The organism is Brevundimonas sp. A19_0 (assembly GCF_017744255.1).
GTDB lineage: Bacteria > Pseudomonadota > Alphaproteobacteria > Caulobacterales > Caulobacteraceae > Brevundimonas.
This window is the reverse complement of sequence record NZ_JAGHQP010000007.1, coordinates 80,255-93,897: the sequence shown is the minus strand read 5'-3', so window position 1 is coordinate 93,897 and position 13,643 is coordinate 80,255. Positions and strand designations below refer to the sequence as shown.

The following is a 13,643-nucleotide window of genomic DNA, read 5'->3' as shown; positions in this document are numbered from 1 at the left end:
TGGACACAGTTCGGGGGATGGCGCCAGACGGTCCTTGGCCCCGCTGCCTTGCCAGCCCCGGGTCGCGACCCCATACCCAAGGGCATGAACGCACCCTTCAAGACGCCGCCCGCCGACCTGCCCCTCTGGGACCTGTCCGACCTCTACACCGGCAAGGCGGACCCGCGTCTGGCCGCCGACACGGATGCGGCCCGCGCGCTGGTCGACCAGATGAATGGCCTGTCCGGGCAACTGGTCGCCGCACGCGCAGAGCCGGCTCTGCTGGGCGAGCGACTGGACCGGGCGATCGGCCTGTATGAGCAGGCGGCGGACCGGCTGGGCGCGCTGGGGGCCTATGCCTTCCTCGAGGCCTCGACTCGCCGCGACGATGCCGAGTCCCAGGCCTTTGAGGCCGACGTCCGCCAGACCCTGACGGAGGTGTCGACCCCGACCGTCTGGCTGACCCTCGAGATCAACCAGCTGGAGGATGCCGAAATCGAGGCGGCCCTCGACGCCCATCCCGCCGCCGCGCGCTGGCGTCCCTGGCTGCGTCGCGTGCGCCTGATGAAGCCGCATGAACTGTCCGCCGAACTGGAAACCTTCATCGCCGAACAGATGCCCATCTCGTCACAGTGGCCGCGTCTGTTTGACGAGACCTTGGCCGATCTGCGGATCGAGGCCGGTCGGGATACCCTGACCCTCAGTGAGGCGCTGAACGGGCTGTCTGATCCCAAGGCCGCGCGGCGCAAGGCGGTGGCCGAGGGCCTGACCACAGCCCTGAAGGGTGAAACCCGCACCCTGGCGCTGGTTCTGAATACGGTCGCTGCAGAGAAGGCGCTGGAGGATCGCAAGCGCGGGTTCAAACGTCCGGCGGATAGCCGCCATCTGGCCAATGAGGTCGATGGCGAGGCGGTGGATGCCATGGTCGAGGCGGTCACCGCCGCCTATCCGCGCCTGTCGCACCGTTACTATGCGGCCAAGGCCCGGGCGATGGGTCAGAAGACGCTCAATCACTGGGATCGCAATGCGCCGCTTACGACAAAGGCCCCGCGTGGCTTTGACTGGAGCGAAGGCCGTTCGATCGTGCTGGACAGCTTTTCGGACCTGGGGCCGGAGTTCGCCGAGCGGGCGGACACCTTCTTTGACCGGCGCTGGATCGACGCGCGGCCCCGCGCCGGCAAACAGTCGGGCGCCTACGCCCACCCGGTCACCGCGGATCGCCACCCCTATGTCTTCCTGAACTGGATGGGCGAGCGGCGCGATGTGCTGACGCTGGCCCACGAGCTGGGCCATGGCGTGCACCAGACCCTGGCCGCCGAGGCCGGCAGCCTGCTGGCCGACACGCCGCTGACGCTGGCCGAGACGGCCTCCATCTTTGCCGAGGGGCTGACCTTTGACCGCCTGCTGGCCACGGCCCCCGAGAGTGAACGCCAGGGTCTGCTGGCCGGCCGCATCGAGGACGGTCTGAACACCGTTGTCCGCCAGATCGCCTTCCACCGGTTCGAGACCCGGTTCCATGATGCGCGGGCGAAGGGCGAGGTCGGTGCTGGTCGCATCGGCGAAATCTGGCTGGAGGAGATGGGGGCCTCCCTGGGGCCCGCCGTCATCTTGAACGACGGCTATGAGCACTGGTGGGCCTATGTCAGCCACTTCGTCCACTCGCCCTTCTACGTCTATGCCTATGCGTTCGGCGATCTGCTGGTCGCGGCCCTGATGGAGACCCGCCGCAAGGATCCGGACGGCTTCACGCCCCTGTACCGCGACCTGCTCGCGGCCGGGGGGGCGCATCCCTACGATGTCGCGCTCCAGCCGTTCGGGCTCGATCCGCGCGATCCGGCGTTCTGGACCATCGGTCTGGGGCGTCTGGAGCGGCTCGTCGAGGCGTTCGAGGAGACTCTCTGATCGAAACGGCGCGCGCGGCCATGTTTCCGGGGCAGGAAATTGCCCCGGACAGCCGTCGCCCTCGCTGATTTGAGCGAAATTTTACCGCAGCGCTCTTGCGATCCACGGGCCCGGCCCCGAAGGTGGGCGCATGCTGCATCGCAACCAGAAATTCCCGGATGTCGTCCGGCGTACACCGCCGAAGGTGTCGCCGGCGGAGCGTATCCAGTCCTTTCAGGAAATCTACGCCGACTTCGCAAATGCGACAGGCGTGGATCAGTCGAGCCGTTGCGCCCAGTGCGGTGTGCCCTTCTGTCAGAGCGGCTGTCCGCTGGAGAACGCCATCCCCGACTGGCTGAGGCTGGCGGCCGAGGGGCGGCTGGAAGAGGCCTGGCGGGCCTCGGAGGCGACCAGCGCCCTGCCGGAAATCTGTGGCCGCATCTGTCCGCAGGACCGGTTGTGCGAGGGGGCCTGCACGCTGGAGCGGGCGGGCTGGGAGACCGTCACCATCGGCTCGGTCGAGCGCTGGCTGGGCGATATGGCGTTCGAGCAGGGCTGGATTTCCGGGATCACACCTGTGCGCGAGCGTGCGGAGTCCATCGGCATCGTCGGGTCCGGACCGGCGGGTCTGGCTGCCGCCGACCGGCTGCGCGGGCTGGGCTATGCCGTGACCCTTTACGAGCGGCAGGACCGGGCCGGCGGACTGCTGATGTACGGCATCCCGGGCTTCAAGCTGGAGAAGCCGGTGGTGCAGCGGCGGATCGACCGGCTGGTGGTCTCCGGTGTCAGGATCGAACTGGGGGTCGAGATCGGGCGCGATGTCTCGTTTGACGACCTGCGCAGCCGGCATCAGGCGGTGCTGCTGGCGACCGGGGTGTATGCGGCGCGTCGCCTGACCCTGCCGGGCTGTGGCGCGGAAGGTGTGGTGCCGGCCCTCGACTATCTGACCGCGTCCAACCGCAAGGGCATGGGCGATAGCGTCCCGGAATTCGAGGGCGGGGCGCTGGATGCGCGCGGGCGCCGGGTGGTGGTGATCGGCGGGGGCGATACGGCCATGGATTGTGTGCGGACCGCCGTGCGTCAGGGCGCGGCGTCGGTGACCTGCCTCTATCGTCGGGACCGGGCCAATATGCCGGGCAGCGCCCGCGAGGTGGCCAATGCCGAGGAAGAGGGCGTGGTCTTCGACTGGCTGGCCTCGCCACGGGCCGTGCGGGACGCGGCCGGCCGGGTCTGCTCTGTGCGAGCCATGCGGACGGCCCTGTCCGAACCGGGACCGGACGGGCGGCGCTCCATTCGCGAACTGGCCGACAGTGCCTATGACTGCGAGACCGACATGGTCATCGAGGCGCTGGGCTTTGAGCCCGAGGACCTGCGCAGCCAGTTCGGCGCGTCCGATCTGGCGGTGCGCGATGACGGCACGGTCTGGTCGGCCGCAGGGACGCGCGCCACCACGCTGGAGGGCGTCTTTGTGGCCGGTGACATCTCGCGCGGGGCATCGCTGGTCGTCTGGGCCGTGCGCGAGGGGCAGGACGCGGCCGCCGAAATCCACGGCTGGCTTTCGGCCCGTCAGCAGGTGGCAGCATGAGCGTCGATCCCCGTAAATGGCTGGCGGATCGGCAGACGCTGATCGAGGCCGGGGCCTATGATCCCGACAGCGAACGCGATGCGTGCGGGGTCGGGCTGGTCGCGGCCATGGACGGCCAGCCGCGCCGCGATGTCGTCGATCTGGCGATCGCCGCGCTCAAGGCCGTCTGGCACCGGGGCGCGGTCGATGCCGACGGTAGGTCCGGCGACGGGGCGGGCCTGCTGATCGGCCTGCCGCGCGACTTCTTCCTGCGACAGGTGCGAGAGCAGGGCCGTGAGCCGCGGCCCGGCCCGCTGGCGGTCGGCATGGTCTTCCTGCCGCGCCACGATCTGGGCGCGCAGGAGCAGGCGCGGGTCGTGATCGAGCGCGAGGTGCAGGCCGCGGGCTTCTATCTGTACGGCTGGCGCCAGGTGCCTCACCGGCCCGCCATCCTCGGCGAGCGGGCAGCGGCGACCCGGCCCGAGATCGAACAGATCATGCTGGCGGCCCCCGAGGGTCTGGAGGGTGAGGATCTGGAGCGCGCCCTCTATCTCCTGCGGCGCCGGATCGAGGCCCGGGCCCGGGCACGCGGCATCGACGTCTATATCTGTTCCCTGTCGGCGCAGGTGGTCATCTACAAGGGGATGATGCTGGCCCAGGCGCTGGCGGAATTCTATCCGGACCTGACCGATCCGGACGTCGTCGCGTCGGTGGCCGTGTTCCATCAGCGCTATTCGACCAACACCTTCCCGGAATGGCGGCTGGCCCAGCCATTCCGGATGCTGGCCCACAACGGCGAGATCAACACCCTGCGCGGCAACGCCAACTGGATGCGCAGCCACGAGATCCGCATGACAGCGACCGCGTTCGGCGCGGACGACGATATCGTCAAGCCGGTCATCCAGCAGCGTGGCTCGGACTCCGCCGCGCTCGACAATGTGTTCGAGGTGCTGGTCCGCGCCGGGCGGTCAGCACCGATGGCCAAGGCGCTGCTGATCCCGGAAGCCTCCATTCCCGGCACGCTCAGCCCGGCCCATCAGGCCTTCTATGCCTATTGCAACGCCGTGATGGAGCCGTGGGACGGGCCAACGGCCCTGTGCGCGACCGACGGTCGATGGGTGGTGGCGGGCAAGGACCGGAACGGCCTGCGCCCCCTGCGGGTGACCGAGACCACGGACGGCCTCCTGATCTGTGGCTCCGAGGTCGGGATGACGGGCATCGCCCCGGAGCGTATCGCCCGCAATCTGCATATCGGGCCGGGTCGCATGATCGCCCTCGATCTGGACGAGGGCCGCCTCTACGACGAGACGGCCATCCTCGACCGTCTTGCCGCCGAACACCCCTATGACCGGTGGCTGGCCAACATCGTCGATCTGGAGCCCAGGGTTGGCCCGGGGCCCGAGCCGAGGCGGCTGGAGGGCGAAGCCCTGACACGGATGCAGGCCGCGGTGGGCTGGACCCGCGAGGACATCGAGACCCTGCTCGATCCTATGGTCGTCGACGGCAAGGAAGCCGTGGGATCGATGGGGGACGACGCCGTTCCCCGCGTCCTGTCCGGTCTCGACCGGCCCTTCAGCCACTATTTCCGGCAGGCCTTTGCCCAGGTCACGAACCCGCCGATAGACTCCCTGCGCGAGGGCGCGGCCATGTCGCTGCGCACCCGGTTCAAGAACCTCGGCAATATCCTCGCCCAGGAAGAGGGTCAGACCCGGGTGCATGTGCTGGACAGCCCCGTCCTGACTACCGGCATGTTCGACCGCATGCTGGATGTGGTGGGCGAGGGCGCGGTGGCCCGGCTGGACACCAGCTTCGACGGATCGGCTGTCGGTGGGCCCGCTGGCGCCGCCCTTCGCGAGGCCATCGAGCGTCTGCGTATCGAAGCTGTAGCGCAGGTCCGGGCCGGTTCCGGAATCCTGGTCCTGACCGACGAAGACATGGGGCCCGGCCGGCCGGTCATCCCCATGATCATGGCGACCGCAGCTGTGCACACGCGCCTGGTGGAAGAGGGCCTGCGTTCTTTTGTGTCTATCGTGGTGCGCACGGCCGAGGCTCTGGATGCGCATGCCTTTGCCGTCCTGGTCGGGTCGGGCGCAACCGCCGTCAACGCCTGGCTGGCTCAGGAAACCTTCCTGCAGCGGCAGGACGAGGGACGCTATGGGCAGGGTTCTCTCCGGCTGGCGTGCCTGAACTACAAGGCGGCGATCGAGGCCGGCCTGCTCAAGATTCTCGCCAAGAAGGGCATATCGGTCATCTCGGCCTATCGCGGGGCGTTCGAGTTCGAAGCCCTTGGCCTGTCCCGGGCGCTGGTCGCGGACATCTTTCCCGGCATGACGTCGCGGGTCTCGGGCATCGGACTGCCGGGACTGGAGGCGCGGGCCCTTCGCCTGATCGAGGCCGGATTCGGTCGTGACCGGTCGGGCCTGCGGCTGGGCGGGTCGCACCGCATTCGCGCGGGTGAGGAGCATCACGGCTGGGACGCCGAGGCCATTCACCGTCTGCAGGACGCCACCACCCGCAACGACTACGGGCGCTACAAGGCCTACAGCCGCCGCGTTCGCGAGCAGCCGGCCGGGGCCTTGCGCGACCTGCTGGATTTCCGCGACGCCACGGCGATCCCGCTTGAGTCCGTCGAGAGCGTGAATGAGATCCGCAAGCGCTTCGTCACGCCCGGCATGTCACTGGGGGCCCTGAGCCCTGAAGCGCATGAGACGCTCAACATCGCCATGAACCGGATCGGGGCCCGCTCGGTCTCGGGCGAGGGCGGCGAGGATCCCGAGCGCTACAGCACCCGCCCGAACGGCGACAATCCGAACAGCGCGGTCAAGCAGATCGCCTCGGGCCGGTTCGGCGTGACGGCCGAATATCTGACCCGGTGTCGCGAGATCGAGATCAAGGTCGCCCAGGGGGCCAAGCCGGGCGAGGGCGGCCAGCTCCCGGGCTTCAAGGTCACCGAATTCATCGCCCGCATGCGTCACGCGACGCCCGGCGTGGGCCTGATCAGTCCGCCGCCCCACCACGACATCTATTCGATCGAGGATCTGGCCCAGCTGATCTACGACCTGAAGCAGATCAATCCGGAGGCGCGGGTCACGGTCAAATTGGTCGCCCAGTCCGGGATAGGCGCGGTCGCGGCGGGGGTGGCGAAGGCCAAGGCCGACACCGTGTTGGTCTCAGGGCACAACGGCGGGACCGGGGCCGCCGCCATCAGCTCGATCAAACAGGTCGGCATGCCGTGGGAAATGGGCCTGAGCGAAGCCCATCAGGTGCTGAGCATGAACGGCCTGCGGGGGCGCGTGCGCCTGCGGACGGACGGGGGCATCCGCACAGGCCGGGACGTGGTGATCGCCGCCATGCTGGGAGCCGAGGAGTTCGGCATCGGCACGGCCAGTCTGGTCGCCGTCGGGTGCCTGATGGTGCGTCAGTGCCACTCCAACACCTGTCCGGTCGGGGTGTGTGTGCAGGACGAACGGCTGCGGGCCCTGTTCACCGGCACGCCCGACAAGGTCATCAACCTGTTCACCTTCATCGCCGAGGAAACGCGGGAAGTCCTGGCCTCGCTGGGGCTGGCGCGGCTGGACGATGCGGTCGGCCGTACCGACCTGCTCTACCAGGTCTCTCGCGGGGGCGACGATCTGGACGATCTGGACCTCAATCCGCTTCTGGTGCGGGTGGGCGATGCGGACCTGCGGGACGGCTCGGTGCTGCCGCGCAACCCGGTCCCCGACAGCCTGGACGCCCAGATTCTGGTGGACGCCGAGCCCTGCCTGCAGCGACGAGAGAAGATGCAGCTCAGCTATGCGGTGCGGAACACCCAGCGGGCCATCGGCACCCGCACCTCGTCCGAAATCGTGCGCCGCCACGGGCAGGACCTGCCGGACGGTCACCTGACGCTCAAGCTGAAGGGCGCCGCCGGTCAGTCGCTGGCTGCCTGGGGCATGAAGGGACTGCGAATCGAGCTGGACGGCGAGGCCAATGACTATGTCGGCAAGGGCCTGTCGGGCGCGCATCTGGTGATCCGGCCGGTCCGCTGGCAAGCGGGTCAGGCGCTGATCGGCAACACCTGCCTGTACGGGGCCACTTCAGGACGTCTGTTCGCGGCGGGGATGGCGGGAGAACGGTTCGCCGTCCGCAACTCCGGCGCCGTGGCGGTGGTCGAGGGCTGCGGGGCGCACGGCGGGGAATATATGACCGGCGGCGTTCTGGTGGTACTGGGGCCGACGGGCTGGAATTTCGGCGCCGGGATGTCGGGAGGCGAGGCCTTCGTCTGGGACGAGACCGGCCGGGCAACTGAGACCCTGAATGCCGAGTCAGTCATGGCCGGGCCCGTGGTTGGCGCGGCGGCGGAGAGGCTCAGGGGCCTGATCGCGGACCATGCCGCCGAGACCGGTTCGCCGCTGGCCTCGCGTCTCCTCGAAGACTGGGATGCGTCGCGCGGCGCCTTCCTGCATATTCTTTCGAGGGAGGCGGAACAGGTGGCCCAGGCCCGTCGGGCCTGAGCCACCGGGCGTGTCCTAACCGGCTGCCATGATCCCGCAGGCGACGCGGGCACCGGCGCCGCCGATCGGCTGGGCCAGGTGATCGTCCGCATTCTCGTGGATCACGAGCGCCGAGCCATCGTCGTCCCACAGCCACTGGCCGGGACCCTCGGGCGCGATCCGGGCGCGGGTGGTGAAGATCTCGGCGCGCACGCGGCCCTGGGCGTCGGCGTAGATGTTGGGCAGGTCACCATCGTCCGGGCCTTCGGCGTTCAGAAGGCCGTGGGGACGCTTGTGATCTTCGTGATTGATGTGGCTGCCGGCCGAGGTGAAGGGGGCGGAGCATTCCCCGACCGCATGGATGTGAATGCCGTGCCACCCCGGTGTCAGGCTGTCGGCCTCAACGCGGATCAGCAGGCCCGAGGGCCCCTGGGTGAGGACCGCGCGACCGATGCGCTCGCCCGACCCGTTGATCAGGGTGGCCTCGCCGAAGTCACCGATGCGGGCCACCGACTGATCGTCTCGGCCATAGTGGTTTTCGGTGATCGCCACACAGCCCGACATCAGCGCTCCCATGCCGGCGGTGGCAGCCAGTAGCAGGGGCAAACGGTTCAGGGTCATGGTCTCTCTCCTCAGGGCGATTCAGGGCCGGGGATATGTCCGGGGCAAACTTTGCCAGTGCCGGACGCCGATGCTAGTAATCCCCAAGCCCGGAAGTTGTTCTGATTCCGGCCAGATGAAGCCGAAATTCCTTGACCGACGACACAACCGATCACGCCGACCCGTCCGCAATTCCCGGTGGGGCAGGCGGCGAGCACATCGACAACATCACCATCGAGGACGAGCTTCGCCGTTCCTACCTCGACTATGCGATGAGCGTCATCGTCAGCCGCGCGCTGCCGGACGTTCGCGACGGCCTGAAGCCCGTCCATCGCCGCATCATCTATGCGATGCACGAGGAAGGCCGCACGTCTGACCGCAAATATGTGAAATCGGCCAACATCGTCGGTGACGTTATGGGTCGCTACCACCCGCACGGCGACGGCGCGATCTATGACGCCATGGTCCGGATGGCGCAGCCGTTCTCGATGCGGCTGATGCTGGTCGACGGTCAGGGCAACTTCGGCTCGGTGGACGGCGATCCGCCCGCGGCCATGCGCTACACCGAAAGCCGCATGACCAAGGCCGCCGAGGCCCTGATCGAGGATATCGAGAAGGGGACCGTCGACTTCCAGGACAACTATGACGGCGCCCGGCAGGAACCTGTCGTCCTGCCCAGCCGCATTCCGAACCTGCTGGTCAATGGCGCAGGTGGCATTGCCGTCGGTATGGCGACCAACATCCCGCCTCACAATCTGGGCGAGGTGATCGACGCGTGTGTTGCGCTGGTGGACGATCCCGAGGTCTCGGACGACGCCCTGCTGGACATTGTGCCCGGGCCCGACTTCCCGACCGGCGGAGAGATCATGGGGCGGACGGCGCCCCGCAACGCCCTGCGCGAAGGCCGGGGCTCGGTCATCGTACGCGGCAAGGCGGCCATTGAGACGATCCGCAAGGATCGCGAGGCCATTGTGGTCACCGAGCTGCCCTTCCAGGTCAACAAGCAGACCCTGATCCAGCGCATCGCCGAAATGGTCCGCGAAAAGCGGATCGAGGGCATCTCCGACGTCCGCGACGAATCCGATCGTCACGGTATGCGGATCGTCATCGAGCTGAAGCGGGACGCGTCGGGCGACGTCATCCTGAATCAGCTGTGGCGATTCTCGGCCCTGCAGAGCTCGTTCGGCGTCAACATGCTGGCCCTGAACCACGGTCGCCCGGAGCAGATGGGTCTGCGGCGCATGCTGGAGGCCTTCCTCGAGTTCCGCGAGGAAGTGGTGGTCCGGCGGATCAAGTTCGAACTGGCCAAGGCGCGCGATCGCGGCCATGTGCTGGTCGGTCTGGCCGTCGCTGTCGCCAACATCGACGAGGTGATCCACATCATCCGATCCTCGGCCGACCCCAGCGAGGCGCGCGAGCGTCTGGTGGGGCGTGTCTGGCCGGTGGGCGACATGATGCCGCTGGTCGAACTGATCGCCGACCCCCGCACCGTGCTGGTGGAGGGCAATGCGATCCGGCTGACGGACGAACAGGCGCGCGCCATCCTGGCCCTGACCCTGTCCCGCCTGACCGGTCTGGGCCGTGACGATATTTTCGGCGAGGCCCGTAGCCTGGCCGACACCATCCAGGGTCACCTGACCCTGCTCAGCGACCGGGCCAACATCCTGGCCGTGATCCGCGAGGATCTGCTGCTCATCAAGGACCAGTTCGCGACCCCGCGCCTGACGGTGATCGGCGAGGGCGATGCCGAGATGGAGGACGAAGACCTGATCCCGCGCGAGGAAATGGTCGTCACCGTCACCCACGGCGGCTATGTGAAGCGCGTGGCGCTGAACGCCTACCGGACGCAGCATCGCGGCGGCAAGGGCCGGTCAGGCGTGGCCATGAAGGACGATGACGCCGTGGTCGGCGTCTTCTCCGCCTCGACCCATACGCCGGTGCTGTTCTTTGCCTCGAACGGCAAGGCCTACAAGCTCAAGACCTGGCGTCTGCCGCTGGGCGGACCAACCTCGCGCGGCAAGGCCTTCGTCAACCTGCTGCCGATCGAGCCGGGCGACAGCATCATGAATGTGCTGCCCCTGCCCGAGGACGAGCGCGAGTGGGAAAACTACGACATCATGTTCGCCACGCGCTCGGGCGATGTGCGTCGGAACAAGCTGTCGGATTTCGCCACCGTCAACCGCGCCGGCAAGATCGCCATGGAGCTGGAAGAGGGCGACCACATGGTCGGCGTCGCCCTGTGCAAGGCCGACGACGACATCATGCTGACGACCGCCATGGGCCGCGCGATCCGCTTCAAGGCGGACGATGTGCGCGTCTTCAAGGGCCGCAAGTCGACCGGGGTGCGGGGTGTGCGCCTGCAGCCGACGGATATCGTGATCTCGATGGCCGTTCTGGGCCGGGTGGATGCAACACCGGAAGAACGCGCCGCCTACGTCAAACATGCCAATGCCATGCGACGGGCCGCGGGTGAGGGCGAGGACGACACGCCGGTCGATGCCGACGAGGAAGCCGTCGCCGACGCTCCGATCTCGCCCGAGCGGATCGCCGAGCTGGGCGCCGCCGAGCAGTTCATCCTGACCATCACCGAGACCGGCTTCGGCAAGCGCTCGTCCGCCTATGAGTACCGGCGGACCGGTCGGGGCGGGCAGGGGCTGACGGCCCATGGTCTGGGGGGCCGCGCGGGCGACCGTCTGGCTGCCTCCTTCCCGGTCGAGGACACGGACGAGCTGCTGATGGTGACCTCGGGCGGGCAGATGATCCGCACTCCGGTCAGCCAGATCCGGGTCGTCGGTCGCTCCAGCCAGGGCGTCACCGTGTTCCGTACGGCCGATGGCGAGAAGGTCGTCTCGGTCGAACGTCTGGCCGAGACCTCCGAGGGCGAAGATCCGGCCGACGGCATCCGGGTAGCGGACGAGGGTGGCGCAGACTAACCCTCGCTATCACTCTCGACGCGGCCGATCTTTGCGGCAAAGGTGGCGCTGCAAGGGATGATTGCCGGGGGGAGGGGCCATGCGGTTCGCACTAGCGTTCTTGTTGTTGATGCTGGCGGGCTGCTCCCTGCCTTCGGGGGATCAGGCTCGAGTAGAGCAGTCCCTCAGGGCCTATGAGCAGGTGCGCGACGGCGATGTTGAGGGGCTGAAGGCGCAAAGCGCGCCCAGCCTTCAGCCTCAACTCACCCCGTCCGCGTTCGAGGGCTTGCAGTCCTACACCGTCAACGGTTCGCCCGAAGAGACGAAGGTCCTGAGCTGGAAAGCCACCCAGGTCGGGAATGGAGAAGCCTACTACGAGCTCGTTCAGCAGCTTGAGTACGATCAGGCCACCGTTCTTCTTTCGACCGTTATGGTGCGTTCGGATGGGCGCTGGCAGATCGCGGGACTGCATTTGAATGTGGTGGATCCGGCTGTAGCCAGGGCCGCGGGGGCCTTCACGTTTGAGAACAAGTCACCGCTCCATTTCGGTGTGCTGGCTGCTGCGATCCTTGCGCCCATTCTGTGCCTGGTCACCTTCGCCGTGGCTCTCTGGCGTCGACGCTGGGGCTGGATGATCGGCAGCCTGTTCGGGTTTGGCCAGCTGGCCCTGAACTGGAATACCGGTGAATGGACGATGCAGGTCGCGCACTTCGCTCTTTTCAGTGCAGGATTCCTCAAAGGCGCAGGGCCTTTTGATCCATGGGTGCTGATGGTGTCGCTACCCATCCCGGCTATCCTGTTCTGGGTGCTGAGACGGGATCGGCCAAAGCGCGCGAAGCCGAAGAAAAGCCAATCCGTCGCACCTGCCGTGCCCGCCAGCGACGACGAGCCTCTGTGACAAATCTCTGGATCGATGGCGCGCCGGCGACGAGCGAGGGGCTGGCGCGTCAGGCTCTGGTCAACTACGGCGCCTATACGTCGTTTGCGGTCGACAACGGGGCGGTCCGGGGGCTGGACCGCCATTTGGCGCGGCTGGTCCAGTCCGCCGACGCGCTGTTCGGGGAAGCCGTGCCGGAAGGCGAAATCCGGCGCCAGCTGCAACTGGCTCTCGGCGACCGGACCCGCGGCTATGCGCGCATCAGCCTGTTCTCGCCCGAGATCAGCCCGCGCACGCCCGACGTCGAGGGACGGCCCAGTGTGATGGTCGGTGTCTTTCCGCCTGTCGCGCCTCTGTCGGAACAGCCGCTGCGACTTCAGGTGCAGACCTATGCCCGGGAATCCGCCGATCTGAAGCATGTGGCGACCTTCGGCCTGATCCGGGCGCGGAGGCTGGCACGCAGGGGCGGCTTCGATGATGCCCTTTTCGCGGACGCGGACGGCCGCGTGTCGGAAGGGACCTTGTGGAACATCGGCTTCCTGCAAGGCGATACGGTCGTATGGCCGGACGCGCCCATGCTGGCCGGCGTTTCGCAGGCGTTGATCCGGGATCATCTGTCGGAGGTTGGGTTGGGGCAGACGACCCGGGTCATCCAGGTTGAGGACCTGCCCCGCTTTGACGGCGCCTTTATCACCAACAGCGCCACCCCGGCCTGTGCCGTGGGCGCCATCGACGGGCACACTTATGGCGATGCCGGTGACCGGGTTGCGCGGGTGGCGACGGCCTGGGCGCTGGCTGCGCCGCAGCCGGTCTAGGAGCTGCGCGCGACCGATGCTAAGCCACTGAGACTGAGGGAGGCCGAGACATGCGCATCGGGCTGTATCCGGGAACCTTCGATCCCGTCACCAATGGCCATATGGACATCATCGGCCGCGCCGTGAAGCTGGTCGACCGGCTGGTCATCGGCGTGGCGCAGAATGACGAGAAGGGCCCGCTGTTCACGACGGCCGAGCGGGTGGACATGCTGAAGGCAGAGGTGGCGACCTTTCAGGCCGACATCGTCGTCCAGCCGTTCGATACCCTGCTGATGCATTTCGCCGAGTCGCTGGACGCCAGCGTCATCGTCCGGGGTTTGCGCGCCGTGGCCGACTTTGAGTACGAATTCCAGATGACGGCGATGAACCAGCGTCTGAACAGCGAGATCGAGACGGTATTCCTGATGGCGGACCCCCGGCATCAGGCGATCGCCTCGCGGCTCGTGAAAGAAATCGCACGGCTGGACGGGAAGATCGAAAGCTTCGTCAGCCCTGCCATAGCGGCGCGCGTCCGGGCCCGCGTCAAGGCCGCACGATAAT

At 67.7% G+C, this 13,643-nt stretch carries 8 protein-coding genes; 7 read left to right on the top strand and 1 reads right to left on the bottom strand.

Annotated features, from left to right (window positions below):
* Positions 1–84 precede the first annotated feature (84 nt).
* The 3 genes from J7346_RS08765 to gltB all read left to right on the top strand — a co-directional run bounded on the left by J7346_RS08765 (position 85) and on the right by gltB (position 7,920).
* Complete coding sequence (locus tag J7346_RS08765) at positions 85–1,881, top strand: M3 family oligoendopeptidase (protein WP_209119531.1); 1,797 nt, start codon at positions 85–87, stop codon at positions 1,879–1,881.
* A gap of 130 nt (positions 1,882–2,011) precedes the next feature.
* Entirely contained in the window at positions 2,012–3,445 is a 1,434-nt protein-coding gene (locus J7346_RS08760; protein ID WP_209119530.1) for an NAD(P)-dependent oxidoreductase, read from the top strand.
* On the top strand, positions 3,442–7,920 hold the full coding sequence (gene gltB, locus J7346_RS08755; protein ID WP_209119529.1) for a glutamate synthase large subunit: 4,479 nt from the start codon (positions 3,442–3,444) through the stop codon (positions 7,918–7,920). The genes J7346_RS08760 and gltB overlap by 4 nt, the downstream gene beginning before the upstream one ends.
* 15 nt (positions 7,921–7,935) lie before the next feature.
* Here gltB and J7346_RS08750 read toward each other — a convergent pair whose 3' ends face one another.
* Complete coding sequence (locus J7346_RS08750) at positions 7,936–8,520, bottom strand: superoxide dismutase family protein (protein WP_209119528.1); 585 nt, start codon at positions 8,518–8,520, stop codon at positions 7,936–7,938.
* A gap of 170 nt (positions 8,521–8,690) precedes the next feature.
* On the opposite strand from J7346_RS08750, the gene gyrA reads away from it, so the two are divergent.
* The 4 genes from gyrA (at position 8,691) to coaD (ending at position 13,642) form a co-directional block, all read left to right on the top strand.
* A complete protein-coding gene (gene gyrA / locus J7346_RS08745; protein ID WP_348521481.1) occupies positions 8,691–11,432 on the top strand; it encodes a DNA gyrase subunit A in 2,742 nt (913 codons plus the stop codon).
* A 79-nt stretch (positions 11,433–11,511) separates the two neighbouring features.
* Positions 11,512–12,309 (top strand): hypothetical protein, encoded by a 798-nt coding sequence (locus J7346_RS15020; RefSeq protein WP_245157746.1) that lies wholly within the window; start codon positions 11,512–11,514, stop codon positions 12,307–12,309.
* The gene (locus J7346_RS08740; protein WP_348521480.1) at positions 12,306–13,103 is read left to right on the top strand and encodes an aminotransferase class IV; all 798 of its coding nucleotides are present in this window, start codon (positions 12,306–12,308) and stop codon (positions 13,101–13,103) included. Before J7346_RS15020 ends, J7346_RS08740 begins: the two co-directional genes overlap by 4 nt.
* Before the next feature lie 50 nt (positions 13,104–13,153).
* Positions 13,154–13,642 carry a pantetheine-phosphate adenylyltransferase gene (gene coaD / locus J7346_RS08735; RefSeq protein ID WP_209119525.1) on the top strand — a complete coding sequence of 163 codons (489 nt, stop codon included), beginning with the start codon at positions 13,154–13,156 and terminating at the stop codon, positions 13,640–13,642.
* Position 13,643: the final 1 nt, after the last annotated feature.